A 26,944-nucleotide genomic window follows, 5' to 3' on the forward strand; every position below is an offset into this window, starting at 1 on the left:
AGACCTATGACGAAGAAGGCACCCTCTATAGTCTTCGCCGGTGGTGGCACCGCCGGTCACATTAATCCGATGCTTGCGATTGCCCGCGCCGTTCGCGACCTTGAACCGAACGCCAAGATTCTGATGCTGGGCACCGCCGACAAGATGGAAGCCGACCTGGTTCCGGCGGCCGGCTTCGATATCGAGTTCATTCCCCGCGCGGCGTTCCCTCGTAGCATTAACCGTGCCGCTTTGGCTTTCCCCGCTAAGTTCTTTGGTGGCCTGTCGAAGACCCGCCGCATCCTCAAGGATGTAGATGCAGACGTGGTTGTTGGCGTGGGCGGCTACGTGTGCCCGCCTGCGTATTTGTCGGCGTTGAACGCTAAGATTCCCGTGGTCATTCACGAAGCGAACGCGAAGCCCGGCCTGGCTAACCGTCTGGGCGGCCGCTTCGCGAAGTTTACGGGTGTGGCCTTCCCCAATACACCCTTCCCGCACGCGACCCTGGTGGGTATGCCCATGAAGGATGAGATTGCCTACCTGAACCGCGACGCGCACCGTTCGAAAGCCCGCCGCAACCTGGGCCTGGACCCGGAAAAGCCCACCGTTATCGTGACCGGTGGTTCGCTGGGCGCGCTGAGCCTGAACAACGCCGTGTCGGCCTGCCGTGATCGCTTCGCAGAGTGGGACTTCCAGATTCTGCACATCACCGGTAAGGGCAAGACCGTTCTGGACGAGAACGGCGAACCCCTGAGCGCCCCGAACTACCGTCAGATTGAGTTCAGCAACGGCATGCAGGACGTGTACGCCGCCGCCGATTTGCTACTGGTGCGCGCCGGCGCGGCCACGGTGAGCGAGGTTGCCGCGGTGGGTGTGCCCGCTATTTTTGTGCCGCTCCCCATTGGTAATGGTGAGCAGGCCCTGAATGCTCGTTCCCTGGTGGAGGCCTCAGCGGCCTTGCTGGTGAAGGACGCAGAAGTCACCGGTGAGTGGTTTGCCCGTGAGATTCCGGAGCTGATGGCAAACCCCGAAGAACTGGAGCGCATGGGCGCTGCAGCCTATAAACTTGGTATCCGTGACGCGGCTCGCGTTATGGCCGAAGCAGTATTGAAGGCAGCTGAGAACTAATGACTGAACTGATGAATCTTGAGATGGTGCTGCCGGCACCCCTGAACCCGCCGTTCCCCGAGCGCCACGCGATGGACGCGCTGGGTCGCGTGCACTTCATCGGCATCGGTGGCGCGGGTATGAGCGCTATCGCCGCGCTGATGCTGCAGGCCGGCGTGACCGTGAGCGGTTCGGACCGCGCGGAATCTTCGGCCGTTGAATCGCTGCGTGCCGCCGGCGCCCACGTGAGCGTGCCCCAGTCTGCTGAGAACATCGTTGACGTCGATACCGTGGTGATTTCCACCGCGATTCGCGAGGATAACCCCGAGCTGGCCGCTGCCCGCGCGCAGGGCCTTCCGGTTCTGCACCGCTCCGAGGCGCTGGCCGCCGTGATGGGGCTTTCGCAGGTGGTGGCGGTGGCCGGTACCCACGGTAAGAGCACGACCAGCTCCATGATTTCCGTGATGTTCGATCAGCTGGGCCGCAACCCCTCCTTCGCTGTGGGCACCGTGATCGCCGGTCGCGGCACGAACGCGCACCTGGGCGCGCAGGGCCCCGACTCGATTTTTGTGGCCGAGGCCGACGAATCGGACGGCTCCTTTGTGCGTTACCGCCCGGCGATTGCCGTGGTGACGAACGTTGAGCCCGACCACCTGGACTTCTACGAGACCGACGAGCGCGTCTTTGAGGCGTTCAACCGCTTCGTGGGTTCGCTGGCCCCCGGCGGCGTGCTGGTGACCTGCGCCGATGACGCCGGTGCCGTCTCCCTAGCCGCCCGTTCCCGCGCGGCCGGCGTGCCGGTCGTGACCTACGGCGAGTCCGAGGATGCCGACCTGCGCATCCGCGAGATTACGAGCGCGGGTTCCTCCTCCTCGTCGACGGTGGAGTGGTCCTTCGAATGTCGCGGTGAGCGCTTCGAGGGCAAGCAGGAGCTGGCGCTGAAGGTTCCCGGCATCCACAATCAGCTGAACGCCGCGGCCGCCTTCATCACCGCGCTGCTGACCGGTGCTCAGGGCCCCGAAATCGCCGCCGCCCTGGGCGAGTTCGTGGGTGCTGATCGCCGCTTTACACTGCGCGGCGAGGTCGCGGGAGTGAAGGTCTTCGACGACTACGCACACCACCCGACCGAGGTGTTCCGTGCCCTGCAGACCGGCCGCACCGTTGCCGATGGTCACAACCTGTACGTGATTTTCCAGCCGCACCTGTTCTCGCGCACCCGCGAGTTCGCGAAGGAGTTCGCGGAGTCTCTGTCGATGGCCGATCGCGCCTACGTGCTGGATATCTACCCGGCTCGCGAGCAGCCCATTGAGGGTGTGACCAGCGAGCTGATTACGGGCGCCGGCTTCTCCGAGGTGCGCTACGCGACCGCGGAGAGTGCTATCGAGGACATCGCCTCGTACGCTCAGAGTGGCGACATTGTGATGACCGTTGGCGCCGGCGATGTGACGGCTCTGGGCCCGCGCCTGCTGGAGGCCCTGCAGATTCGTCACGACGGCGACCTGACCAAGAAGTCGGAGGCTTAGGCTGTGCCGATGAGTCCCATGCCCCCGTCGGAGGGGCATTCGCGCGCGCCGAAGGCCCCGCGCTCGCGTGCTCGTCGGCGCGCTCAGGAGCTTGCGCAGGAACAGCCTGCGGCTCAGCACACGGCGGAGGCGCAGCCCACTGCTGACGCGCAGACCCCCGCGGCCGGTGTCCCCGCGGCCGGTGTCCCCGAGCAGAAGAAATCTCACGGGTCTGAGTCTCAGACCTCTGATTCTCACTCGGGCACCGCCTCCACCGTGGGTCGTCGCCCCTCGGGGGCTACGATTCGCCCCACCAGCCCGGCTCGTGCCGAGAGCGTGGCCCTTGTGGACGGCGCGATTCGTCGCGTGCCCGCGGCTACCTCCGGTTCGCAGGAGCTCTTCGACGTGGAGGCCTTCGAAGATTCTCCCAAGGAGACCGAGAAGGTATCCGGTCGGTCGGTGCAGGTTGAAAGCGCGCGGGCTGAAAATGCGAAGGACGCGGCGGGGGAGAAGCCCCGCGATAAGCACGGCGAGAAGACCGAAAAGGGTGCCGACCGGGCCGAAAAGACCGGCGACGGTGATGCTTCTTCCGAGCGGAAGACTTCCGCCGACTCCCCGTCGGCGGGGGACGATTCCGCTGAGAACGAGCCCGCAGAGCCCGCCGAGCAGGCCCGCCCCGCAAGCCGCTTCGGCCGCTGGCGCGTGGAGCGAGAGCGACAGCGCGCCGCCGAGATCGAGAAGGAACGCGAGCGTGAGCGCCGGGAGGCGCAGCACGAGCGCATCCTGAAGGATCCCGGCTTGGACGGCCTGCGTGCCGAGGAGCGTCCGCGCAAGGAACGCACCCCGCTCACCCGGGCCCGCAAGCTGCTGTACACGGCGATTGCGCTGGCCCTCGTGGCGGTGCTGTACGTGGTGCTGGTCTTCTTCTCGCCCCTGCTGGCCACTCAGACCATCACGGTACGCGGTGCCTCCCTGCTGGAAACCACCCAGGTGGAGCAGAAGCTGGAGCCCCTGCGCGGGGTTCCGCTGACCCGCATCGACGAGAAGCGCGTGCGCGAGCTGATCGGTCAGGACAATGTGCTTCGCAGCGTTCAGGTGGAGAGCCGCCCGCCGCACGAGCTGGTGGTGACCCTGAAGGAACGCGCCGCCATTGCAATCGTCAAGGTGGGGGAGACCTACCATACAGTGGACACCGACGGGGTGAGCCTGATGGAGTCTTCCTCCGAGCCGAGCACCTCGGTTCCCCTGGTACGATTGAATGGTGATGACCCGCAGCATTCGGATGAGTTCCGCACGATTTCGACGGCCTTGTCAGCGATGCCGGCTGAGCTTCTGGCTCAGGTAAAGGAAGCGAGCGCGACCTCAACCTCGAGTATTACCCTCACGCTGCGGGATAATACGACGGTGCAGTGGGGTACCGCCCAGGAGAGCGAGCTGAAGGCTAAGGTGCTTCTGTCGCTCCGCCAGGCGGTAGCTCAACGGGCTCAGGAAGAAGCCTCTTCAGGTGCCCAAGCGCAGAAGGTGACCGTCTATGACGTGTCGGCCCCGCGCGTACCGGTGACCCGTTAGGGGAACTACCAATGGGCGCTTTCCCTCCCCTTTCTGTGTGAATTCCGCAAAAAGAGGGGGTAATTGCGCTGTGTAGCTAGGAACCACCAAAAACAGTTTGGTATCCTAACAGATAAAGTCATTCTTTAGAGGAAACCTTTAGGCTTAGATTGAGCTGGGGGTCTTCCGAAGCTGGAACACGGAACAATCGAGGATTACATGGACGCTGGAACTCCCCAGAACTACTTGGCAGTCATCAAGGTCGTTGGTATCGGCGGCGGTGGCGTCAACGCAGTCAACCGAATGATCGAGGTTGGCCTGCGCGGCGTTGAGTTCATTGCTATTAACACTGATGCCCAGGCTCTGCTCATGTCCGATGCAGACGTCAAGCTGGACGTCGGTCGTGAGCTGACCCGCGGTCTTGGCGCGGGCGCAAACCCCGAGGTTGGCCGTCAGGCAGCCGAGGATCACTCGCAGGAAATTGAGGAAGTCCTCAAGGGCGCAGATATGGTCTTCGTGACCGCTGGTGAGGGTGGTGGCACCGGTACCGGTGGCGCACCCGTCGTGGCACGCATCGCCCGCTCCCTGGGCGCTCTGACCATCGGCGTCGTGACCCGCCCCTTCACCTTCGAGGGTCGTCGTCGCTCCAACCAGGCCGAGACCGGTATTGCCGCTCTGCGCGACGAGGTCGACACCCTGATTGTGATTCCGAACGACCGACTGCTGTCGATTTCGGACCGCAACGTGTCGATGCTGGACGCCTTCAAGTCCGCCGACCAGGTGCTGCTCTCCGGTGTTCAGGGCATTACCGACCTGATCACCACCCCGGGCCTGATTAACCTTGACTTCGCAGACGTTAAGTCCGTGATGCAGGGTGCCGGTTCGGCTCTGATGGGTATCGGCTCGGCCTCGGGTGAGGACCGCGCCGTGAAGGCAGCCGAGCTGGCTATCGCCTCCCCGCTGCTGGAAGCATCCATCGACGGTGCGCACGGCGTGCTGCTGTCGATTCAGGGTGGTTCCGACCTGGGTCTGTTCGAGATTAACGAGGCTGCACGCCTGGTTCAGGAAGTGGCTCACCCCGACGCCAACATCATCTTCGGTGCCGTCATTGATGACGCCCTGGGTGACGAGGCTCGCGTGACTGTGATTGCCGCTGGCTTTGACGCCGTGAACCCCGAGACCAACTCGAACGCTTCGGCTTCCGCTCAGCCCCAGCGTGCACAGGGCTCCTTCGGCGGCTCGAACGCTGCCGCTCCGGCTTCTAACGGCTACGGCTTCAACGCTCCCGCCGCCGCTCCGGCTTCCACCGGCGCCGCTGGCTTCGACGTTGATCTGCCCCCGGTCGTTGAGGAAGCACCGGCTCGCCGCGACACCCTGGACGTCCCCGACTTCCTGAAGTAGTCGCGCCGCGTGCGTCAGCACGCCGCCCCGTAGGGTTTTGATGGAGGGGAGCTGAGAATAGTCCAACTGTTCTCAGCTCCCCTTCGCTCTACCCGCTTTCGCTCCGAGCACCCCGTACAGCCCCGAGAAAGACATAATGATGAGCAACGCCCCCAAAACTCCGCTGCTGGCCACCGCCGACACCCGCATCCTGGGTCCCTGGCGCGTGCGGGTGGGGTTTACCTCCCGCGAGGCGGGGAACCTGGGCCTGCACGTGGACGACGAGCTGGGTGGTGGCGTGGACGCCTCCATGGTGCGCACCCTCAACCACCGTGCGGCGCTCGAGGAGGCGCTGGATGCGGGACCGTTCTTCTACCTGAACCAGGTGCACGGCGTTGAGGTGGCCCGCCCCGAGGACTACGCCCCGGCCTCCTACGCGCCGGGCACCCCCGCAGAACGCACCGTCGAGCGCGCCCGCGCCATCGCGAAGCTGGCCCCCGTGGCCGATGCCGCGGTGAGCGTCGAGGGCCGCCCGCTAGCGATTATGGTGGCCGATTGCATCCCCGTGGTGCTGGTCGGTTCCGTCGAGGATGAGAAGACCGTGCCCGTTTTGGCGGTGGCTCACGCGGGCCGCCGCGGCCTGCTGGACGGGGTACTGCAGACCACCGTGGCGCGCATGCGGGAGCTGGGCGCTGCGCACATCACCGCGTGGCTGGGCCCCAGCATCTGCGGTGCCTGCTACGAGGTGCCCGAGGCGATGCGAGCCGAATCGACCGAGCTGATCCCGCATGTTCACTCGGTGACGGGCGCGAACACCCCGGGTCTGGACCTGCCGGCCGGCGCTCGCGCGGTGCTGGAGGCCGCCGGAGTGGAGGTATCCACGGAGTGCGCCCGCTGCACGTACGAGGAACCGAGCGTGTACTCGCACCGCGGGTTTACGAATCGCGGCGAGAAGCCCGGGCGCATCGCGGGTCTGGTGTGGGTTGAGAAGCTGGCGGAACCCGCCGAATAGAGTCGCTGAAGGAGAACAAAATGTCTGAACTGAAGGGACCTGACGTGAACGTCGAAGCGCAGGATTTGAAGTACACTCCCGAGCGCGCCGAGCAGCTGCTGCAGAACTACCGCCGGGTACTCGAGCGAATTCGAGCGGCGGAGCAGGACCGCAGCGGGGTGCGCACCGAGCAGAGCGCGCCCGTGCGCCTGGTGACGGTGACCAAGTTCTTCCCGGCCTCCGACGCGGCGGCCCTGCTGGACGGCGGCGTGACCCTCTTCGGCGAGAACCGCGACCAGGAGGCCAGCGCGAAGGCCCGCGAGCTGGCCGCCTACTGCGAGCAGCGTGCGGTACAGCCCCCGCACTGGGCGTTTATCGGTCAGCTGCAGACCAACAAGGCGAAGTCCGTGGTGAAGTACGCCTCCAGCGTTCACTCGGTGGACCGCCCCTCCCTGGCCGATGCGCTGGCGAAGGCCTACGCGAACCAGCTGACCCGCTACGAGGCGGGGGAGGCGCCGGCCCCCGCGGCCCTGGAAAACGGCGGTCTGGACTGCCTGGTGCAGGTCTCCCTGGCCGAGGAGGCGACGGCCGGCCACGCCGCCGAGGGAGCGCGAGGCGGTACGAGCGCCTCGGAGCTTCTGGAGCTGGCCGAACGCATCGAGAACCACGCGAACCTGCGGTGCGCCGGCGTAATGGCGGTGGCACCCCTGGACGCGGACCCGGACGCCGCTTTCGAGAAGCTTTATGGACTGGCGGCCCGGCTGCGCGAGCACCTGCCGCACGCGACCGAAATCTCGGCGGGCATGAGCGGCGACCTGGAGGCGGCTGTTCGCTGGGGCTCCACCTGCGTGCGCGTGGGCAGCGACATCATGGGCCGACGCCCCGCACGCTAAAGCGGCGGGCGGATATGCCGCGCTGTGAGAAGCCGGACGCTGTTATACCGGCTGGAAGAGCCCGTACGCTGGTAATATATACATGCCGGTGCACGACGTTTTGACGTGCGACCGAACCTTCTGAACGAGGGGCCCGCCCGCGGTGCTCCTCGAGAGGCACCGCCGCAACAGGCGGCCGCCCGCGTTCAGTAGCCTGTCCCTGTACCCTAGCGAAGCGAGAGAAACATGCCGAAGCAAAGCCGCCTGGCGGGTTTCCTCGGCCTGGAGCCCTACAACGCCAAGGACTCTGACGCCCAGGACTCCAACACCGCGGATACCGCGCCCGAGGAGCCCCGCTCCCACGAGCAGTCGGGTCGCGGCGGGGAGCACCACCGCGCGGAGGCCCACCGTGTAGAGGCCCGCGCCGAAGAGCCTCGAGCCGACGACCGCGCCGCGCGAGACCGCTCGCTGGGGGAGCACACCGCATCCAAGCACGGTGCGCCCGCAGTCGCACACCCGTACACACCCGAAACCACAGACGAGGCGGAGGAACCCCGCGAGGATCGCCGAGGCGATGAGCCCCGGCACGAGCCCGCGAGCGAACCCGCAGACCATTGGGAGGACGCCCCGGTGCCGAACACCGAATACACCGAGCAGTACGCCGACACCTACTCGAACGACGGCTACTACGACCAGGGCTACGAGCCCGAAGAGACCAACGGATACACCTACGGTTACGAGGAAGAAGAGGACGAATTGCGTCGTATTACCACTATCCACCCCCGCTCCTACAATGACGCAAAGATTATCGGTGAGGCGTTCCGCGAGAACATCCCCGTGATTATGAACGTCGAGGAAATGCCGGACGCCGACGCCAAGCGCCTGGTGGACTTCGCCTCCGGTCTGGCCTTCGCGCTGGAGGGTCGCATCGAGCGCGTGACCTCGAAGGTCTTCCTGCTGACCCCCTCCAACCTCGAGGTGCTGGGCGTCGCCAACTCCGAGAACACCGCAGACTTCAACTCCGAGGGTGAATTCCCCTTCGACCAGGGCTAAGGACTGATTAATGGGTTATCTTTTCGCTCTCGTGACGATTGCGCTGTACCTGTTCTACGTCTTCATGCTGCTGCGCATGCTCTTCGACTGGGTACGCATGTTCGCACCCGGCTGGCGTCCCAAGGGGATTGCCCTGCTGTGCGCAAGCGCCGTTTACGCTGTGACGGACTGGCCCATGGAGAAGCTGCGCAGAGTGATTCCCCCGGTGCGTGTGGGCAACGTCGCGCTGGATACCGGTTTTCTGATCCTGATTGTGGTCGTCTCGATGCTGTTGGGCCCCATGATGAGCCTGACCGCCCGATTCTCCTAACGACCGGAGCCTGGATGCGCCCCGCGGAATGTTACTCAACATTCCGCGGGGCGCACACGTTTAACGGGATACACGCGCTTAACGGGCCACGGACGTGCGCAAACGCTCCGGGGGAGCGGGGGCCGGGGCCGTTGCGCCATGCGCATATTTTGTTGTCTGTACGGCAGAAACCCCGGAGCCGAGGTCCAATGATAGTAAAATGGGTGCCAACGACTGTCTGCGCGATGCGGCACACCGCGCCCGATGCGGGGGCCGAACGCTCCCGCCGGGTTGCCCCATCGGCGCACTCAACTTCGAACCCAACCCGTACTAGAGGAGAAGCCACATGGCCATCACCCCCGAAGACCTGATTACGAAGAGCTTTAAGATCGTGACCGAGGAGTCCGGTTACGACCGCAACGAGGTCGACGACTTCCTGGACGAGCTCGTCGTTGAGCTGCGTGCCCTGTACTCCGAGCGCGACGCCCTGGAGCGCCAGGTGGAGCAGCTCTCCGTCTCGGCTCCCGCATCCCCGGCCGCCGCCGTCTCCCAGGAGGCTCCCTCCGCCGCCGGCGCCCAGGACGCCGCAGCCCTGCTGGCCATGGCCCAGAAGGTGCACGACGACTACGTGGCCCAGGGCGAAAAGGCCAAGGCCGAGCTGCTGGACGAGGCAGAGAAGAAGGCCGACGCCCTCGTGAGCGAGGCTCGCCAGCAGCGCGAAGAGGTTCTGGCCCGCCTGACCGACGAGAAGGAAGAGCTGGAGATTGCCGTGGAGGCACTGCGCGGCTTCGAGAGCCGTTACCGCACCAAGCTGCTGGACCACCTGAACAACCAGGTGGAGGAGCTGAAAAACCTCAAGTCCATCGAGGCTTCCGCCTAAAGCACCGCGCGACCCCGCCGAGGGGCGCTACCGTCCGGATTCTTATCGGCCCGTTTTGCCGGGTTCAGCCTAAGCCGCGGATAAGGAACCGGGCGGTATTTTGCGCTCTCGGGAGGGCTCGGAAACCCCGTGGACCCCGTTCGCGAGGCGACGGGCGGGGCACGAGAATTTCCCCTCATTTGCTAAGCTAGAGGGGCACCGTAGCACGTCGTCGCGGGGACCGCCCCGCTGTCGGCGCCACTATTCACACGACCCGAGGAGAGCCTTGCCCACCACCCCGAATCACGCTGAATCCTCGGCCCCCGTACGCACCGCGGAAACCGCTACCGAGAGCACCGGCCGCGCATCGCGCATCCTGAGCGGGCGCACCGCCTGGTTGAGCGCCCTGGTGCTCGCCGCCGTCGTGTTCGCCATCGACCAGGGCACCAAGTACCTGGTCGTCACCCAGATGCAGCTGGGGGAGCGCATCACCGTGATCGACGGGCTGCTGTGGTGGTACTCGATTCGCAACTCGGGGGCCGCGTTCAGCATGGGCGAGAACGTGACCTGGATTTTTACCCTCGTCATGGTGGCCGCCGCGATTGTGGTGCTCTACCTGCTGCGCCGCACGCGCTCACTGGCCTGGACCCTCGCGTTGGGCGGGCTGCTCGGCGGCATCTGCGGCAACCTCTTTGACCGCCTCTTCCGCGAGCCCGGCTTCGGTTCCGGGCACGTGGTCGACTTCATCTCGGTACCAAACTTCGCCATCTTCAACGTTGCGGACTCGGCGATCTGCGTGTGCATGGCGCTCGTCGTGCTCCTAAACTTCATGGGCCTGAACCTCAACGGCACGAAGGCTCCGCAGGAGAGCGCCTCGAAGAAGGCTAAGACCCTAAAGAGCGCGGAAGCCGACGGCGAGAACACCGGCGCCTAACGGTACGTCACGACGCACAGCACAGACCGCCAACCCACAGCATAGACCACAGCACAGACCGCAGCGCGAGGAGAGAATCATGAGCGAGGAAACCACCGCGGAGCGCATCAGCGCCGAATTCACCGTTGAGGACGCCCTGGCCGGCATGCGCCTGGATGCTGCCCTCGCCGGAGCCCTCGACGCGCCCCGCACCCGCACCTCCGGGTGGATTCGCGACGGGCACGTGAGCATCACCAACGGTGGGCGTGCCGTGAAGGTCGGCAAATCCTACAAGCTCTCCGCCGGAGATTTGGTCGTCGTGGACGCCCCCGCGCCGCGCGACCTGGCCGATATTCGACCCGAGAAGGTGGACGGCTTCGGCATCGTGTACCTGGACGACGATATCGTCGTGGTGGATAAGCCCGCCGGCGTGGCGGCGCACCCCTCACCCGGCTGGCACGGCCCCACCGTGATTTCCGCGCTGATGGGGGAGGGCATCTCTGTGGCCACCTCTGGCGCGGCCGAACGCCAGGGCATCGTGCACCGCCTGGACGTGGGCACGAGCGGCCTGATGGTCGTGGCCCGCAGCGAGCGCGCCTACACCGAGCTCAAGCGCGCCTTCAAGGAACGTACGGTCGACAAGATTTACCACACGCTGGTGCAGGGCCTGCCCGATCCGCTGCGCGGCACGATTGACGCGCCGATTGGCCGTCACCCCGGCAACGAATGGAAGTTCGCGGTGGTTGAGGGCGGCCGTAACTCCATCACCCACTACGACGTCATCGAGGCCTTCGGCCCGGCCTCCCTCGTGGAGGTGCACCTGGAGACCGGACGAACCCACCAGATTCGCGTGCACTTCTCGGCGATGCGTCACCCCTGCTGCGGCGACCTGACCTACGGCGCCGACCCGCGCTTCAGCGCCGAGCTGGGCCTGACCCGCCAGTGGTTGCACGCCCACCGCCTCAGCTTCGACCACCCTGCCACCGGTGAGCGCATGAGCTTCACCAGCGAGTACCCGCTGGATTTGGCCTACGCGCTTGACGCCCTGCGCGAGGGCCGCGTGCAGCTCGGGTAGGTACCCGCATACCTAGCTGAGTTAAGAGAGCCGTCCGGGCCCCGGTACCGCACGGCTCACCCCGGGACCGCACGGCTTACCCCGGGACCGCACGGCTTACCCCGGGACCGCCCCGCCCCGCCGACCGTCAAACGAATCGGTCGGAACACCCCCCACACCTTCAGGAGATATCCGTGGCAACCAAAGACTTTGCGCACCTGCACGTGCACACCGAGTACTCCATGCTGGACGGTGCCGCGCGCCTGGGCGACCTCTTCAACTACGCCAAGGAGCTGGGCATGAGTTCCATGGCCACCAGCGACCACGGCTTCCTCTTCGGCGCCTTCGACTTCTGGCGCCAGGCCAAGGCCCACGACATTAAGCCCATCATCGGCGTGGAGGCGTACCTGACCCCCGGCACGCACCGCACCGACCGCTCCCGCGTGCGCTGGGGCGATGGCTCGCGCGATGACGTGTCCGGCGGTGGCGCCTACACCCACATGACCATGTGGGCCGAGACCACCGAGGGCATGCACAACCTCTTCCGTGCCTCCTCCATCGCCTCGCTCGAGGGGCAGCTGTACAAGCCGCGCATGGATCGTGAGGTGCTGCAGACCTACTCGAAGGGACTGATTGCAACCACCGGCTGCCCCTCCGGCGAGATTCAGACGCGCCTGCGCCTGGGCCAGTTCGACGAGGCGCTGCAGGCCGCCAGCGACTTCCGCGATATCTTCGGCAAGGACAACTTCTACTGCGAGGTCATGGACCACGGCCTCGACATTGAACGCAACGTGCAGGAGGACTTGCACCGCCTGGCCAAGCAGCTGAACCTGCCTTACGTGGCCACCAACGACCTGCACTACACCCGGCAGGAAGACCACACCGCCCACGCGGCGCTGCTGTGCGTGCAGTCCGGATCGACCCTGACCGACCCCAAGCGCTTCAAGTTCGACGCGGATAACTTCTACCTGCGCTCGCCCGAGGAAATGTACTCCATCTTCGGCGATATTCCCGGCGCCTGCGAGAACACCCTCGAGATTGCCGAGCGCTGCAACGTGGAGTTCAACACCAAGGCAAACTACATGCCGAACTTCCCCGTGCCCGAGGGCGAGAACGAGGAATCCTGGTTCGTGAAGGAGGTCGAAAAGGGCCTGCACTACCGATTCCCGCAGGGTATTCCCGATAGGGTGCGCAAGCAGGCCGAGTACGAGGTGGGGGTCATTACCTCCATGGGCTTCCCCGGCTACTTCCTGGTCGTGGCGGACTTCATCAACTGGGCCAAGCGCAACGGTATTCGCGTGGGCCCTGGCCGTGGTTCGGGTGCGGGCTCGATGGTGGCGTACGCGATGCGCATCACCGAGCTGAACCCGCTCGACCACGACCTGATTTTCGAGCGATTCCTTAACCCCGACCGCGTCTCCATGCCCGACTTCGATGTGGACTTCGACGATCGTCGCCGCGGCGAGGTCATCGACTACGTGACCGATAAGTACGGTGAGGACAAGGTCGCGCAGATCGTCACCTTCGGCACCATTAAGGCGAAGCAGGCGCTCAAGGACGCCTCCCGCGTGATGGACCAGCCGTACTCGGTGGGCGAGCGCCTGACCAAGGCGATGCCGCCGGACGTCATGGGTAAGAACATTGCCCTGGCGAACGTGTACAACGAAGAGGATAAGCGCTACGCCGAGGCCGCCGACCTACGCGCCCTCATCGAGGATCCGGTCGATAAGATTTACGGCCAGGTGTTCGAAACCGCGAAGGGCCTGGAGGGCCTGAAGCGTCAGTGGGGCGTGCACGCCGCGGGCGTGATTATGTCCAGCAAGAACCTGGTGGACGTGATTCCCGTGATGCGCCGCGAGGCTGACGGCCAGGTCATCACCCAGTTCGATTACCCCACCTGCGAGGGCCTGGGCCTGATCAAGATGGACTTCCTGGGTCTGCGTAACCTGACGATTATTTCCGATGCCATCGAGAACATTAAGAACAACCGAGGCATCGACCTGGAGCTGGAGTCCCTCTCGCTGGACGACCCCGAATCCTACCGTCTGCTGGCCCGAGGCGACACCCTCGGCGTGTTCCAGCTCGACGGTGGCCCCATGCGCGCGCTGCTCAAGCTCATGGAGCCCGAGGAATTCGAGCACATTTCGGCAGTGCTCGCGCTCTACCGACCCGGCCCGATGGGTGCGAACTCGCACACCAACTACGCGCTGCGTAAGAACGGCAAGCAAGAGATCGAGCCGATTCACCCCGAGCTGGCCGAGCCGCTCAAGGACATCCTCGACACCACCTACGGCCTGATCGTGTATCAGGAGCAGGTGATGGCGATTGCCCAGAAGGTCGCGAACTACACGCTCGGTGAGGCAGACCTGCTGCGCCGTGCGATGGGTAAGAAGAAGAAGGCGGAGCTGGATAAGCAGTACGCCACCTTCCACGACGGCATGATTTCTAACGGCTACTCCGAGGGCGCCGTGAAGGCCCTCTGGGATATTCTGCTGCCCTTCTCGGACTACGCGTTCAACAAGGCGCACACCGCCGCATACGGCCTGGTGTCTTACTGGACGGCCTACCTGAAGGCGCACTACCCGCAGGAGTACATGGCCGCGCTGCTGACCAGCGTGGGCGATAACAAGGACAAGCTCGCGCTGTACCTGAACGAGTGCCGCGCCATGGGCATCACCGTGCTCGCCCCGGATGTCAACGAATCCGCCCTGACCTTCACCCCCGTGGGTGAGGATATCCGCTTCGGCATGGGCGCGATTCGCAACGTGGGCGCGAACGTGGTCGAGGGCATGGTCGCCGCCCGCGAGGAGAAGGGCCGCTACGAGTCCTTCAACGACTTCCTGAAGAAGGTGCCGCTACAGGTGTGCAACAAGCGCACCATCGAATCGCTCATTAAGGCGGGCGCTTTTGACGACCTGGGCCACACCCGCCGTTCGCTGTCCCTCATCCATGAGGCGGCGGTGGATGCGGCCGTGGCCGTCAAGCGCAAGGAGGCGGCGGGCCAGTTCGACCTCTTCGGCTCCCTCGGCATGGACGACGCCCTGGGCGACGAGCTGACCGTGACCATCCCGGACGTGCCCGAATGGGATCGCCGCGAGAAGCTGAACTTCGAACGCGATATGCTGGGCCTGTACGTTTCGGACCACCCGCTGCGCGGCCTGGAGCGCGCCCTCTCGGATGCCGCCTCGCACTCGGTGCACGACATCATCAGCGAGGACTCGCACGTGCGCGACGGCGAAACCGTCACGATTGCCGGCATGCTCACCGGCGTTTCGCGCCGCATCGCCAAGTCCAGCGGTAACCAGTACGCCTCGGTGGAGCTGGAGGACCCCTCGGGCGCGACCATCACGGTCATGTTCTTCTCCCGCGCCTACGAGACGATGGGGGCCGCCCTGGCGGACGACCTCATCTGCTCGATTCGTGGCCGCGTGCAGCGCCGCGACGACGGCAGCGTGAACATGAGCGCCCAGGAACTACAGATCCTGGAAATCAGCGATGACGGCCGCGCCGCACCCATCACGATTGCGGTGCCCGAGTACCTGGTGACCGAGGCGAAGCTGCGCGAGCTGAAGGAGACTCTGCGCGACCACAAGGGTACTGCGGACGTGCGCATGCTCATCCGTACCCGCGATAAGGAACAGCTGGTGCTGCTGGATTCGAGCGTGCGCGTGGAGCCGAACCCGAGCCTCTTCGGCGAAATCAAGACGATTTTCGGCCCGAGCTGTATTCGTCGCTAAAAGAAGAAGACCTCCGCGAGGGGCGGGCAACGCTCAGGGTGGATTCCGAACGTTCTTAAACGTTGGAGTCCACCCTGAGCGTATATTTGCGTATATTCAACGTCACTATTCGGCTCAACCGCCGTCTATCGCGTTAGAATGGGTATAAATATTCTTGAGCGCTGTATATACGGGCGCCACACCGAGCGCCCAGCCAAGGAGAAACGCATGTACTGCCCCTATTGCAAGCACACCGATTCGCGCGTTGTCGACTCCCGCACCACCGATGACGGCGCCGCCATTCGCCGCCGCCGTCAGTGCACCTCCTGCGCTCGCCGCTTTACCACGGTCGAAACCACCACCATTTCGGTGATTAAGCGTTCGGGCGTGACCGAGCCCTTCGACCGCTCCAAGATTGCCGCCGGCGTGCGCAAGGCCTGCCAGGGCCGCCCCGTGGGGGAGGACGACCTCGCCAAGCTGGCCCAGGAGGTCGAGGAGCTGATTCGTGCCCGCGGCCTGGCGGAAATTAACGCTCACGAGGTGGGCCTGACCATTCTGGAGCCGCTGTCGAAGCTGGACGCGGTCGCCTACCTGCGTTTCGCGAGCGTGTACCAGGCCTTCGAGAACCTTGAGGACTTTGAAGAGGCAATTGCCCGTCTGCGTGAGGACCGCATTAACCCGTAGTGCAGAGTAGCGCCGAGACTTCAAGAGACGTACAGAAGGGGCCGCCTTCCGAATGATTCGGAAGGCAGCCCCTTCTGCTGCGTTTAGCCACCTCGCCGCGATACCGTTGTGGCCGCGCGGGTTTAGTGGGGGAGCAGGCCCTTAAGCCTCGCCGCGGCGCTGACGCGGCCGCGGGTGGGTTGAGGAGACCTTACGCCTCGCCGCGGCGCTGACGCGGCCGCGGGTGGGTTGAGGAGACCTTACGCCTCGCCGCGGCGCTGACGCTCGGGCAGCATACCGCCGGCCCACAGCGCGGCACCCACAATACCCGCGTTGTTACGCAGGGCAGCCATGACCATGGGGGTACGAATCTGATCCTCAAAGTAGGGCATGAACTTCTCCGGGTTCTTGGAGATGCCGCCGCCAATGATGAACAGGTCGGGGGAGAAGAGCATCTGAACGTGCTCGAAGTAGCGGTACAGGCGCTTGCCGTACTTCTTCCAGGACAGTTCGTGCACCTCGCGGGCGCGGGCAGAAGCCTGAGACTCGGCGTTGTGGCCGTCGAGCTCCAGGTGACCCAGCTCGGTGTTGGGGATCAGCACGCCGTCGTTGATGAGGGCGGAGCCGATGCCGGTACCCAGGGTGATGACAGCGATCAGGCCGTCACGGTTACGGCCCTGACCGTAGGTTGCCTCAGCCAGACCGGCTGCGTCAGCGTCGTTGAGGCCGTAGACGGTGCGGCCGCCCAGCGCCTCGCTCATGACCTGCTCCAGGTCGGTGTTAATCCAGGAGTCGTCCACGTTCGCTGCGGAGAAGACCATGCCGTTCTTCACCACGGCGGGGAAGTCGATGCCGACGGCCGACTCGGGATCCGGTGCCAGGTCACGGCCCTGCAGCTCATCGACTACGCGGCGTACGACCTCAGCCACAGCCTCGGGGGTTGCGGGCTTGGGGGTGTCGATGCGGAAGCGGTCGGACACGAGGTCGCCGGTGCGCAGGTCGACGATGCCGCCCTTAATGCCGGTGCCTCCAATGTCCACACCAATCTGCAGGTCCTTGGGGGTGGGGGCGGGTAGCTCGGTGATGACGCCGGGCTCGGCGTAGTTAGCCATGATTTCCCTTTCTGTCCTCCGCGCTCGCGGAGGCACGTGTCTGTGATAACGAGTGATAATGAATCGATTCGGCGCGTTCGCCGAAAGAACTGGGCTGACCTAGGGGAGGGTCAGGATATCCGCGCCGTCGGCGGTTACCACGAGGGTGTGCTCAAACTGGGCGGTGCGCTTGCGGTCGCGGGTGACGACGGTCCAGTCGTCATCCCACAGATCCCACTGGATGGTGCCGAGGGTGAGCATGGGCTCGATCGTGAAAATCATGCCCTCGCGAATCTCGGTGTCGTAGGCGGGGGCCGCATCGTAGTGGGGGATGATGAGGCCCGAGTGGAACTCACGACCCACGCCGTGACCGGTGTAGTCGCGCACCACACCGTAACCGAAGCGGGCGGCGTACTTCTCGATGACGCGGCCGATGACGTTCACCTGGCGGCCGGGCTTCACGGCCTTAATCGCGCGGTTGAGGGCCTCCTCGGTGCGCTCGACCAGCAGTCGGGACTCCTCGTCCACGTTGCCGATGAGCAGGGTCTTGTTGGTATCGCCGTGCATGCCGTCCAGGTAGGCGGTCACGTCCAGGTTGAGGATATCGCCGTCCTCCAACACCGTGGTGTCCGGAATACCGTGGCAGATGACCTCGTTCAGGGAGGTGCACACGGACTTAGGGTAGCCGCGGTAATCCACGGTCGAGGGGTAGGCGCCGTGATCGCAGATGTACTCGTGGACCAGCACGTCAATCTCGTCGGTGGTGGTGCCGGGCACGCAAATCTTAGATGCTTCAACGATGGCGCCGGCGGCAATCTTGCCGGCGGCACGGACCCGCTCAACTTCCTCGGGGGTGTACATGTTCGAGTCGTTACCCTCGTTGGCGGTGGGCTTACCCACGTACTCGGGGCGAACAATGTGCGAGGGGACCGGGCGCATCGGGCTGACGCGTCCGGGGGTCAGGCAACCGACAGGTGCGTGACCGGGTTCGGCGGGCAGGTTGTGCGAAGTATTCTTTTTGGTTGAAGACATAGCTTCATCTTACCGGGCTTAAGGGGTATCTGTCCGGTGCGGGGACGCGGAAAATCGGGCGAACCGAAACCCGTACCTTTTTCCCAGATTGTGAATAAAATTTCACGGCTGCCGGCGCCGGGACAGGGAACTCGGGAGAGGCCATGGAAGCGCGGTGCGTGAGGCCGCCCCTGCCTCGTTGCTACACGCGTACGCGTGTGAGATGCTAGACATACTGAATCAATACCGTCGAAGGAGCACCATGAGCAAAAACCACCTGGGCGAAGCCATCGAATCGGCAGTCGAAAAGACCCTGAACGCCGCCACCGAAGCTACCAGCCCCCGGGGCGAAGAGTACTGGTACAACCTCGCCACCGGTGAGGTTGAGCGCGGCCAGCAGAGCGCCGTGACCTCCCTCTGGGGCCCCTTCAAGACCTACGAAGAAGCCGCCCACGCCATGGACCGCGCCCGCGAACGCAACGACGCCTGGGACAAGGACGGCGGCCTGCTCTAAAACGCAGCTCCACCCCTCAAACGCTCAGGTTCTTGAACGTCCCGGGCGCTTGCACCTAGCAGAAGACCCCCGAACCCGGAAACACCGGGTACGGGGGTCGTTCTTCTAAAGCTTTTTCTAAACCTCAAGCCTACTCAAAGGTGTGCTCAGCCGCCGGGAACTCGCCCGAACGCACCTGATCGCGGTAGGCACGGGCGGCCTCCTCCATGACCTTGCCAATCTGCGCGAACTGCTTCACGAAGCGCGGCACGCGGCCCTCGCGCAGGCCCATCATGTCCTGCCAGACCAACACCTGACCGGTCGTCACGTTCGACGCACCAATACCGATGGTCGGCACCGCGCCCACGGCCTCATCCACACGGCGCGCAACCTCCGCGGTCACCATCTCCATGAGCACGCAGAACGCGCCGGCCTCAGCCAGGGCAACGGCATCCGCAAGGACGCGCTCGGCGGCCTCGCCGCGACCCTGCACGCGGAAGCCGCCCAGGGTGTGCTCCGACTGCGGGGTGAAACCAACATGCGCCACCACCGGAATACCGGTGCGCACCAGAGCGCGAATCCACTCGGTCATCGAGGCATCCGCCTCAATCTTGACCGCGTGCGCGCCGCCCTCCTTCATGAGGCGAACCGCGCTCGCCACCGCCTGCTGCGGTGACTGCTCGTAGGAACCAAACGGCAGGTCGGCAACCACCATGGCGCGGGAGGCACCGCGAGAAACCGCTGCGACCAGCGGAATCATTTCGTCCAGGGTAATGGTCAGGGTCGATTCGTAACCGAGCACCACGTTCGCCGCGGAATCGCCCACCAGAAGCATCTCGATACCTGCGCGGTCAAAGACCTGCGCCGTCAGAGCGTCATAACAAGTCAGCATGGAGAATTTCTGCCCGGCCGCCTTCGCCTGCGCCAGGTGCACGGTGCGCACCTTCTTGACGGTATCGAGGTCAAAAGGCTTCGATGCAGAAGCGGGCGCGGGAGCAGCCGCGGAGGTAGCGGCAGACTGTGCCGCGTAGGGCGAAGAGATCTCGGAAGAACGCTCAGTAGTCATGCTGACTATTCTAACCCTGCGCGGCCTCAACCTAGCGCACCGCTCACCGTGCAGGAAGCACGCCTAGTTCCAGATGAGGTTGATGTAGTAGGTCGGGAACGACGCATTCGTGTTCTTGCGCAGAAGCTCCGGAATGGCGAGGGCGGCCTCCTCAAACTCGCGCGGCAAATCGCGCTGAAGGAGCGCCTGCTGCACCATGGCATCCCAGTAGACCTGCATGACCGAGTAGTTGCAGACCTCCTGCACCACGTCCGCGGCGTACGATTCCCACGCCTTCAATGCTTCATCCTCCGGACCGAAGAACCCCTCGTAGCCCTGAGAGAGGCCCTTATCGCAGGCGCTCACCGCGTTCTTCGAGTACTGCAGCCAGTAGCTGCGGCTCAGCTCATCCGAACTGTTGAACGTAAATGCCTCATAGTCTGCCTTCAGCAGGGCGTAAGATGCCTGAATCGAACCGGCCAGCGGGGCGTGCGAGGAGAAGACAATAACGTCCAGAAGGGCGGCGATGTACTCCATCTGTGCCTTCTCGTGGGCCATGCCGGAGGGCCGCGCCGACTGCGCGTAAAGCTGCACGAGGGCGTCCACGGAATTCACGAAGCGCTGAACGTCGGCCGTAGCCTTCACCATCAGATTCAGTAGGCGCTGAACACGCTGGTAGTCTTCGGCTACCTGCGAGAACAGACCGTAGGGCAGCACGCCTCGCTCCGAGGCCACCGCCGCCAGCACCTGGGCCGTCAAGCGCTGACTCTCCGCTTCAGCCCTCGCCACGCTCAGCAGTAGGGCACCACAATAGGCCAAAGCACGGCGATCCACGAGCTGGGGCTGCTGCTGATGCAGCGGCAGAAGGCGCTCGTGAATCTGCCGGAAAATCGCGCTCTGCGCCAGGGCCTTCTGGCCCAGCTCCTCAGCCTTCAGGCGCACGGTATTCGCCGAGAAATCGCGCGGGGTAAAACGGCGGGCGTCCTCGGCGGCAAAGGGCGAATAGGGGCGGCCCATCAGAGGCTGCAGCAGCGAAATCGTGGTAAACAGCGAGAAACGGGCCGATACCGGGTACAGAGAATCTGGGTAGCTCGGCGCATCCACCGCGTTCACTCGCTCCGTGCACAGCGTCAGCCAGGTCTGCTCCACCGACTTCGGCGAATAGGCAGGTGTGCCGATGCCAAGGATGCTCTCACCAAAGGCCTCCGAGGGAATCTTGCCGGGGTTCATCTGGCGCAGCTGCATCTGAGCCAGCGCCAGCTCCACCGTGTAGTTCGTGCGGCGCTTCTTGCTCGCCTCATCAAGATTCTGGAAAGGACGCACCGCCGCAATCTTTTGGGCGCGCGCCTGAGTATGCAGCTCCTTGTTCATCGCGAATTGCTGCGGGTTGCGCTGAATCATTTTCGACACCGCGTAGGCGCTTTTCCCGTTCAGCTTCTCACGGCGCTGAGCACCCTCGGCCGAGAGCGCGTCGTACTTGCCGCGCGTCGCCTGCACGTAGCAGGAGCGAATCAGCTGAAGGGGCAGGAAGAAGAACGCAAACTTCCACGACCAGGTGGAGAGAACAATGGGGATCACGGCGCTCGACCCGACGCGACCCGTGTAACCGAGCCAATAGAGCTCCACGGCCGCACCAATCAGCGCGAACAGCGCCACGGTACGAGTCTTAAACGCGATGCGGGAGGGCCGATCCAGCAGGTAGGTCGTGCCGCCAGACTTGTTGTTCCTCATGACCAGCGGGCCAAACGCGGCAATCACCATGAGGCAGGCCAGGTAGATGACGAAGAAAACAATCGGTGCCGCGACCAGCAACAGCCACTCTAAACCGGTGGGATCGGCACCCACGATGCCGGCCGCCAGCGGAATCTGCGCGACTGAAGAGAGAGGAAGGGAATGTAGCATACGTCCATTATGGCAAGGGGAACGTGGGGGCACCGCGCGGACGGTCATTTGCCGGTATTTCGGACGAGCCCCGAAGGGGAAAGCCGGAAGAGACGGGCCGAACGGGGGAGGGGAGCGCACGAGGCACCGGGCCTTGACTGGAGAGCCCCGCTACGAGAATTTACACAAACGAAACCTCGCGCCCGCCCCTTACGCCGCCGAACCCGATAGGCTAGAGAGACAAGGAACAGACACCCGGTGCTCGCGCCCCGCAAGGATGCACCCCGACGCACCGGCACCCCAAGCGAGAGGCCACCCATGGACCGCCAACAGGAATTCGTACTGCGCACCATCGAAGAACGCGACATCCGCTTTATCCGCCTCTGGTTCACCGACGTGGTGGGAACCCTTAAATCCGTCGCGCTCGCACCCGCCGAGGTTGAAAGCGCCTTCGACGAGGGCCTGGGCTTTGACGGCTCCTCCATCGAGGGTTTCTCCCGCGTCTACGAATCCGACATGCTACTGCAGCCCGATCCCTCCACCTTCCAGATTCTGCCCTGGCGTGGTGAGGAAGACATCACCTCCCGCATGTTCTGCGATGTGCTCACCCCCGACGGCGAAGTCAGCGCCTCTGACACTCGCGGCGTGCTCAAACGCGTGCTCAACAAGGCCGCCGAGATGGGCTTCACCTGCTACACCTCGCCCGAAATCGAGTTCTACCTGCTGGAGTCCTCCAAGCTCGGCGCCGACGGCTTCCCCGTGCCCGTGGACCACGAATCCTACTTCGACCACACCCCCGGCGGCATCGTGCAGGAATTCCGCCGCAAGGCCGTGACCATGCTCGAAGAGGTCGGCATCTCCGTGGAATTCAGCCACCACGAAACCGGCCCCGGCCAGAACGAAATCGACCTGCGCCACGCCGACGCCCTGCAGACCGCGGACAACGTCATGACCTTCCGCACCGTCGTCAAGGAGGTCGCCTACTCGCAGGGCATGTACGCCACCTTCATGCCCAAGCCCTTCACCAAGTACGCCGGCAGCGGCATGCACACCCACTTCTCCCTCTTCGAGGGCGACACCAACGCCTTCTTCGAGGCCGGCGCCGAGTACCAGCTCTCCAAGACCGCGCGCCACTTTATCGCGGGCATCCTCAAGCACGCCCCCGAGTTCACCTCGGTGACCAACCAGTTCATCAACTCCTACAAGCGCCTCTGGGGCGGCGGCGAGGCACCCTCCTACGTCTCCTGGGGCCACAACAACCGCTCCGCCCTCGTGCGCGTGCCCCTGTACAAGCCGAACAAGATGCAGTCCGCCCGCATCGAGTACCGCGGTCTCGATTCGGCCTCCAACCCCTACCTGGCCTACGCCGTGATCCTGGCTGCCGGCCTGAAGGGTATCGAAAACGAGTACCCGCTCATGCCCGCCGTGACCGAGGACCTCGCCGCGATGACCAACGCCGAGCGTCGCGCGATGGGCTACAACCCGCTGCCCGCATCCCTGCGCGAGGCCATTAACATCACCGAGGAATCCGAATTCATGGCGGAGGTCCTGGGCGAGCAGGTCTTCGACCACTTCCTGCGCAACAAGCGTGCCGACTGGGATCTGTACCAGGCGCATGTGACCCCCTACGAGCTCAAGTACAACCTCGGAATCCTCTAAAGCGATCGCTGACGGATCAGGGCGGTACCCGCTACCGGTGACATACCGGCGGGTACCGCCCGCAGGCCTATCAGCTGCACCTAGCAGCTTCACCTTCACCGCCGATTTTTTTACCGCCGAATCTTTACTCCCCACTCAAGGTTTTCTACCCACGGATTTCTACCCACAGTTCTCACGCTATGACTGACAGCTCACACTACCCGCCCACCGGGCTGATTCGCATCGTCGACCCGGCCAAGGAACCCAAACCCATCAGCGATATCGCCCCCGAGGTACTCGACGAAGCCCAGCGCGCCGAAGCCGAACGCAAGGCCCAGTTGCGCCTGCGCACCCGCATGATTGCCGCGGGCTTCCACGACCCGTCCAAAGCCGAACGCTGGCTCAACGCCCCCGAGCTGGCCTCGGTCTCGCAGGATGCGCTCCTGAGCGGCCTGCGCCTCTCGCCCTCCCCGGACACCGCGCTACCGGCCCTCGTACGCCTCATCGAGAAGCACCCGGCAGTGGCCGAGCGCGCCAACCGCGGCGAGGAAGAATTCGGCATGTACCGCATACTCGGCGCCTCCCAGGCGATTGGTGATTTCCTCTACCGCCGCCCCGAGCTCATCGACCCGCTCTTCGACACGCAGGTGTACCCGGCCGAGAGCGCCCTGATTCGCTCCCAGCATCCGGCCTCGATTCTGCCGGAGACCGACGGGGAATTCCTAACCCCCATCGCTCCGCTGGACACCCCCTACCGCCACGATATCCTCACCGCCCTGGGCGCCGACCCGCACTCGGAGCGTCCGCGCGCGGCCGCCGAACAGACCGGCAAGGACGGCTACGTGACCCTGCGCGTGGCCTACCGGGCCGCCCTAGCGCGCATCGCCATGATTGACGTGTGCTGCGAAGACCCGGTCGAAATGATGCCGACCATCGGCCGCCACCTCGCCGATTTGGCCGCCGCCGCGCTGGAGGGTGCGCTCGCCATCGCGCGCACCGAGGTGGCGGAGGGGCTGGGCCCGGGCCTGGCGGCTCCTCGCCGCGGTGAGGCCGTGGATGCCCTGGACCTGGCGATTATCGGCATGGGCAAGTGCGGTGCCCGCGAGCTGAACTACATCTCCGACGTCGACGTGGTGTACGTGGTTGCGCCCGTGGAACCCGCCGCCGCTGGCACCGCACCCAGCGCCGGGGCAGACGAGGAGTCCGCCCCACTCAAGCTCACCGAGAACGAGTGCGTCACCATCGGTACGGAACTCGTGCACGCCCTCACCCGCGCCATCATGGGCCCCGCGCCCGAGCCCGCCCTCTGGGAGGTCGACGCGAACCTGCGACCCGAGGGCAAGGACGGCCCGCTCGTGCGTACCGTTGAATCCTACGTGCAGTACTACAAGCGCTGGGCCGAAAACTGGGAGTTCCAGGCGCTGCTTAAGGCGCGCCCCATCGCCGGTTCGGCGCAGCTGGGCGCCCGCTACGCCCGCGCAATCGACCCCTTCGTGTGGGAGTCCGCCGCCCGTGAATCCTTCGTGGAATCCGTGCAGGCCATGCGAGCCCGCGTGACCGACAATATCCCCTCGCACCAGGTGGACCGCCAGATTAAGCTGGGCCCGGGCGGCCTGCGCGATATCGAGTTCACCGTGCAGCTGCTGCAGCTCGTGCACGGCCGCACCGACCCCGCGGTGCGCACCAAGTCCACGGTGGACTCTCTCGCAGCGCTGACGGCGGTCAGCTACATCAGCCGCACCGACGCCGAGGCGTTCAGCCGCGACTACAAGAAGCTGCGCGTGCTGGAGCACCGCATCCAGCTGCAGCAGCTGCGCCGCACCCACCTGATGCCCGATAAGGAAGCCGAACAGCGCGCTCTTGCCCGCTCGATTCTCTCTCCGGAACGCAACGGAACCCTCTCAGCCGAGCAGATGCTCAAGGCCTGGCAGAAAATTAAACGGAACGTCCGTTCGCTCCACGAGCGAATCTTCTTCCGCCCGCTGCTCGCCGCCGTCTCCACGCTCAGCCGCGACGAGGTGGTCCTCAGCGAACAGGCGGCACAGGACCGTCTGGCCGCCCTCGGTTACCGCGATCCGCGGGGGGCCATGCGTCACATCAAGGCGCTCACCACGGGACTTTCGCGCAGTGCAGATATTCAGCGGCACCTCATGCCCGTGCTGCTGGGCTGGTTCGCCCGCGGTGTGGACGCGGACGCCGGCCTGCTCGGATTCCGCATCGTTTCCGAGTCGCTCGGTAGCACCAGCTGGTACCTGCGCATGCTCCGCGACTCGCCGGCCGCCGCTGAGCGCCTGAGCCAACTACTCTCCAGCTCGCGCCTCATGACCGACCTGCTGGAGGATGCCTCCGCCTCCATCGCCTGGCTGGACAAGGTCGACGACCTCAAACCGCTGGGGGAGGAGGCCCTTGAATCCGAGATTTCCTCGCTGCTGGCGCGCCACGAGGACGCCGTCGAGGCGATGCGCGCCGTGCGCTACCTGCGCCGCCGCGAAACCCTGCGTACGGCCATGGGCTGGACGCTGGGCATCGTCGACATCGAGGACACCTGCGCCGGCCTGGCCGCCATTGACGAGTGCACGATTGACGCGGCGCTACGAATTGCTCTGCGCGAGCTCCATAGCACCGCGGAAAAATCCGAAGCAGGGGAGACGGCGGGGGAGCAACTACTCACTCGCATCGCCATCATCGGCATGGGTCGCCTGGGCGGGGCCGAGAACGGCTTCGGATCCGACGCGGACGTCATGTTCGTCCACGAACCCCTCGAAGGGGTCGACGAGGACACCGCGCAGGAACAGGCCGCGCGCATCGTGAACCGCACCCTCGCCCTGCTCAAGCAGCCCGTCAAGCCCCCAATTCGCGCCGAACGCCCCCTCGAAGTGGACGCCGACCTGCGCCCCGAAGGCAAGCAGGGGGCCATCGTGCGATCGTTGGACTCCTACCGCTCCTACTACGAGCGCTGGGCCGAAACCTGGGAGTTCCAGGCGCTCACCCGAGCCCGCCCCATCGGCGGCGACCCCCAGCTCGGCGAGGCCTTCGTGGAGCTCATCGACCCGTACCGCTACCCGGCCACCTTCACGCCCGAGCAGGTGCAGCAGATTCGCCGCATGAAGGCGCGCGTGGAGAACGAACGCATGCCTCACGGCGCCGACCGCACCCGCCAGCTCAAGCTGGGCCGCGGCGGCCTGTCGGACGTTGAGTGGCTCGTGCAGCTACTGCAGCTGCGGCACGCGCACGCGGTGCCGGGCCTGCGCACCACCTCCACGCTGAAAGCGTTGGATGCGGCGGTCGAGGCGGGCCTGGTCACCGCCGAGGACGCCGAGGTGCTCAGCGGCGCATGGTTGCTCGCCACAAAGATTCGCGGCGGCAACGTGCTACGCGGCGTGCGCCAATCCGACACCCTGCCCTCCGGTCGCGCCGACCTTGAGGCCATCGCGCGCTGGTGCGGATACCCCGCCGGCAGCGCCCGCGCCCTCGAAGAGGACTACCTGCGCCAGACCCGCAACGCCCGCAAGGTCTACGAGCGGCTCTTCTTTGACGAAGCCTAGAAAGGAACGAGTCCTAGAAAAACCAGCCTGATATTTTCGTTGCTGCGGTTTTCATAGGGGAGGGGCGAGGAATCAAAATTGGTTCCTCGCCCCTTTTACGCGCCCCGCAGAAGTCTTTCGAGGTGACAGAATTTTTCGCGAGTGTTCCGCATCGAGTGTTGGTGAGGGCAGAACTGCTCCGGCCTCGAAATGCATAAATGTGACTGGCACCATGAAAATAAATTTTGTTGACCCCCGTCGAAAATGAGTCAAAATGCCCTGTTTTAGCCCGGAATTTCGCGGAACGCGGGGTGTTGTGCGAAGGATTTGGCAAA

The 26,944-nt window shown here is 64.8% G+C and carries 20 protein-coding genes; 16 read left to right on the forward strand and 4 right to left on the reverse strand.

Annotated elements, in window-relative coordinates; translation table 11 throughout:
- Window positions 1–6: 6 nt before the first annotated feature.
- From murG to nrdR, 13 genes are all read left to right on the forward strand, one after another.
- Window positions 7–1,107 (forward strand): undecaprenyldiphospho-muramoylpentapeptide beta-N-acetylglucosaminyltransferase, encoded by a 1,101-nt coding sequence (murG, locus tag AC3E6W_RS04405; RefSeq protein ID WP_490652426.1) that lies wholly within the window; start codon window positions 7–9, stop codon window positions 1,105–1,107.
- Window positions 1,107–2,609: a UDP-N-acetylmuramate--L-alanine ligase gene (gene murC, locus AC3E6W_RS04410; RefSeq protein WP_490652427.1), complete on the forward strand. Its 1,503-nt coding sequence runs from the start codon at window positions 1,107–1,109 to the stop codon at window positions 2,607–2,609. The genes murG and murC overlap by 1 nt, the downstream gene beginning before the upstream one ends.
- 9 nt (window positions 2,610–2,618) lie before the next feature.
- Complete coding sequence (locus AC3E6W_RS04415; RefSeq protein WP_490652428.1) at window positions 2,619–4,157, forward strand: cell division protein FtsQ/DivIB; 1,539 nt, start codon at window positions 2,619–2,621, stop codon at window positions 4,155–4,157.
- A 198-nt stretch (window positions 4,158–4,355) separates the two neighbouring features.
- On the forward strand, window positions 4,356–5,537 hold the full coding sequence (ftsZ, locus tag AC3E6W_RS04420) for a cell division protein FtsZ (protein ID WP_049332658.1): 1,182 nt from the start codon (window positions 4,356–4,358) through the stop codon (window positions 5,535–5,537).
- A 139-nt stretch (window positions 5,538–5,676) separates the two neighbouring features.
- The gene (locus AC3E6W_RS04425) at window positions 5,677–6,528 is read left to right on the forward strand and encodes a purine nucleoside phosphorylase YfiH/LACC1 family protein (protein ID WP_490652551.1); all 852 of its coding nucleotides are present in this window, start codon (window positions 5,677–5,679) and stop codon (window positions 6,526–6,528) included.
- 20 nt (window positions 6,529–6,548) lie between these two features.
- A complete protein-coding gene (locus tag AC3E6W_RS04430; RefSeq protein WP_070649071.1) occupies window positions 6,549–7,400 on the forward strand; it encodes a YggS family pyridoxal phosphate-dependent enzyme in 852 nt (283 codons plus the stop codon).
- A gap of 225 nt (window positions 7,401–7,625) precedes the next feature.
- Window positions 7,626–8,432: a cell division protein SepF gene (locus tag AC3E6W_RS04435; RefSeq protein ID WP_049332663.1), complete on the forward strand. Its 807-nt coding sequence runs from the start codon at window positions 7,626–7,628 to the stop codon at window positions 8,430–8,432.
- A 10-nt stretch (window positions 8,433–8,442) separates the two neighbouring features.
- On the forward strand, window positions 8,443–8,742 hold the full coding sequence (locus AC3E6W_RS04440) for a YggT family protein (protein WP_049332665.1): 300 nt from the start codon (window positions 8,443–8,445) through the stop codon (window positions 8,740–8,742).
- 325 nt (window positions 8,743–9,067) lie between these two features.
- A complete protein-coding gene (locus AC3E6W_RS04445) occupies window positions 9,068–9,601 on the forward strand; it encodes a DivIVA domain-containing protein (protein WP_049346121.1) in 534 nt (177 codons plus the stop codon).
- A 265-nt stretch (window positions 9,602–9,866) separates the two neighbouring features.
- Window positions 9,867–10,514 (forward strand): signal peptidase II, encoded by a 648-nt coding sequence (gene lspA / locus AC3E6W_RS04450; RefSeq protein ID WP_314554977.1) that lies wholly within the window; start codon window positions 9,867–9,869, stop codon window positions 10,512–10,514.
- A 79-nt stretch (window positions 10,515–10,593) separates the two neighbouring features.
- Window positions 10,594–11,568, forward strand: a complete 975-nt coding sequence (locus AC3E6W_RS04455) for an RluA family pseudouridine synthase (RefSeq protein ID WP_070681436.1) — start codon at window positions 10,594–10,596, stop codon at window positions 11,566–11,568.
- A gap of 173 nt (window positions 11,569–11,741) precedes the next feature.
- On the forward strand, window positions 11,742–15,284 hold the full coding sequence (gene dnaE / locus AC3E6W_RS04460) for a DNA polymerase III subunit alpha (RefSeq protein WP_490652429.1): 3,543 nt from the start codon (window positions 11,742–11,744) through the stop codon (window positions 15,282–15,284).
- Window positions 15,285–15,491: 207 nt separating this feature from the next.
- Window positions 15,492–15,947: a transcriptional regulator NrdR gene (nrdR, locus tag AC3E6W_RS04465; RefSeq protein WP_049332672.1), complete on the forward strand. Its 456-nt coding sequence runs from the start codon at window positions 15,492–15,494 to the stop codon at window positions 15,945–15,947.
- A 239-nt stretch (window positions 15,948–16,186) separates the two neighbouring features.
- Here nrdR and ppgK read toward each other — a convergent pair whose 3' ends face one another.
- Window positions 16,187–17,038: a polyphosphate--glucose phosphotransferase gene (gene ppgK / locus AC3E6W_RS04470; RefSeq protein ID WP_313967687.1), complete on the reverse strand. Its 852-nt coding sequence runs from the start codon at window positions 17,036–17,038 to the stop codon at window positions 16,187–16,189.
- Between the two features lie 99 nt (window positions 17,039–17,137).
- Window positions 17,138–18,049 (reverse strand): type I methionyl aminopeptidase, encoded by a 912-nt coding sequence (map, locus tag AC3E6W_RS04475; RefSeq protein WP_049332674.1) that lies wholly within the window; start codon window positions 18,047–18,049, stop codon window positions 17,138–17,140.
- A gap of 241 nt (window positions 18,050–18,290) precedes the next feature.
- Between map and AC3E6W_RS04480 the strand changes: the two genes are divergently transcribed.
- The gene (locus AC3E6W_RS04480; protein WP_080978750.1) at window positions 18,291–18,542 is read left to right on the forward strand and encodes a hypothetical protein; all 252 of its coding nucleotides are present in this window, start codon (window positions 18,291–18,293) and stop codon (window positions 18,540–18,542) included.
- 130 nt (window positions 18,543–18,672) lie between these two features.
- Here AC3E6W_RS04480 and panB read toward each other — a convergent pair whose 3' ends face one another.
- Window positions 18,673–19,587, reverse strand: coding sequence for a 3-methyl-2-oxobutanoate hydroxymethyltransferase (gene panB, locus AC3E6W_RS04485; RefSeq protein WP_490652430.1), 915 nt, complete (start codon window positions 19,585–19,587; stop codon window positions 18,673–18,675).
- Window positions 19,588–19,650: 63 nt separating this feature from the next.
- Window positions 19,651–21,468: a geranylgeranyl pyrophosphate synthase gene (locus AC3E6W_RS04490; RefSeq protein WP_490652431.1), complete on the reverse strand. Its 1,818-nt coding sequence runs from the start codon at window positions 21,466–21,468 to the stop codon at window positions 19,651–19,653.
- A gap of 297 nt (window positions 21,469–21,765) precedes the next feature.
- On the opposite strand from AC3E6W_RS04490, the gene glnA reads away from it, so the two are divergent.
- Both glnA and AC3E6W_RS04500 read left to right on the forward strand, forming a co-directional pair.
- Window positions 21,766–23,106, forward strand: coding sequence for a type I glutamate--ammonia ligase (gene glnA / locus AC3E6W_RS04495; protein WP_296543655.1), 1,341 nt, complete (start codon window positions 21,766–21,768; stop codon window positions 23,104–23,106).
- 179 nt (window positions 23,107–23,285) lie between these two features.
- Window positions 23,286–26,630, forward strand: coding sequence for a bifunctional [glutamine synthetase] adenylyltransferase/[glutamine synthetase]-adenylyl-L-tyrosine phosphorylase (locus AC3E6W_RS04500; protein WP_490652432.1), 3,345 nt, complete (start codon window positions 23,286–23,288; stop codon window positions 26,628–26,630).
- Window positions 26,631–26,944: the final 314 nt, after the last annotated feature.

Source organism: Rothia sp. SCPM-O-B-18226 (M350) (assembly GCF_058213595.1).